Source organism: Chryseobacterium lathyri (genome assembly GCF_003290185.1).
GTDB lineage: Bacteria > Bacteroidota > Bacteroidia > Flavobacteriales > Weeksellaceae > Chryseobacterium > Chryseobacterium lathyri.
In genome coordinates, this window is record NZ_QNFY01000040.1 from 1 (window position 1) to 1,113 (window position 1,113).

At 38.5% G+C, this 1,113-nt stretch carries 2 protein-coding genes; both read left to right on the forward strand.

Annotated elements, in window-relative coordinates; all coding sequences use genetic code 11:
* Positions 1 to 45 precede the first annotated feature (45 nt).
* On the forward strand, positions 46 to 1,005 hold the full coding sequence (locus DRF61_RS22410) for an MvdC/MvdD family ATP grasp protein (RefSeq protein ID WP_111961069.1): 960 nt from the start codon (positions 46 to 48) through the stop codon (positions 1,003 to 1,005).
* Positions 998 to 1,113 (forward strand): MvdC/MvdD family ATP grasp protein (locus DRF61_RS23070; protein ID WP_338065570.1); only part of this gene is annotated, 116 nt, incomplete at its 3' end. The genes DRF61_RS22410 and DRF61_RS23070, both read left to right, overlap by 8 nt.

Sequence of the window (1,113 nt, forward strand, 5' to 3'; positions counted from 1 at the left end):
AAGGAAACTTACCACTAAGTTTCCTTTTTTAATAAAATCCGGCCAATGATTCTCTGCATTACCCACTCGAATGATTTTTACAATATTGATATTTTTTTTGAATATCTTTCTTCTAAGAATATTTCCTGTTTCAGGCTCAACTCTGACCGGATGAACCATCTCCAGAAGATCAGTGTGAATGAAGATTCATTTGAACTCACTGATGAGTCTGGAAATACCGTTCATTCCAAAGATATCAAGGCAGTGTGGCACAGAAAGGCCTGGGGAATAAGCGTTCCTGAGGAACTGGATGAAGACTACAAAAAAATATTCCTGAGCGCGTACGCAAATCTCCGTTATAACCTGATCACTGTTTTGGAAGATATTCCATGGATCAATCCCTATGAAAATGAAAGGAAGATCGATGGAAACAAAATGCTTCAGCTGAAAATAGCTAAAGACAATCATTTGACTATTCCTGAAACCATTTTTTCCAACGATGAACACCAGATCACTGCCTTTTTTCATGAATTCTGCAATGGTAAAGCGGTTGCAAAGCTTCATAGCCTGACCGCAAAATCAATGAGCGGTGAGAACCTTATTTCAACGATGATCATTGAAGAAGATACCCTGGAACATATTGCAGACATTGCTTACTGCCCGATGATCTTCCAGCCTTATATTGACAAAGAATATGAATTGAGAATTGTTTACATAGCCGGGGAGTTTTTTACCGGAAAAATTAACAATAGTGAGAATGTTGACTGGAGACTAGCTCAGGCAGATTATTTCTGGTCAGCCTATGAACTCCCGGAGAATGTCAAAACCGGTTTAGCTTCCATGATGGAAGAAATGGGGCTTTACATAGGAGCCATAGACATGATCAGAGGAAAAGACGGAGCATATTATTTCCTTGAAGTAAATCCTCAGGGAGAATGGGGAATGCTCCAGAAAGACCTGGGATTTCCTATTGCAGAAAGAATTGCCGATAACCTTATAAACAGAATCAATACTACCCATGAATAAAATACTAATAATTACGCATACACAGGATAATTTTTCAATTGAAAAAGTAACAGAATATATAGAAAAAAACGGCTGCGAGGTTATTCGCTTCGATGTAGACCTGTATCC

Coding starts and splice junctions, on each gene's coding strand:
- DRF61_RS22410 (WP_111961069.1), top strand. CDS start 46: ATGATTCTCTGCATTACCCACTCGAATGATTTTTACAATATTGATATT.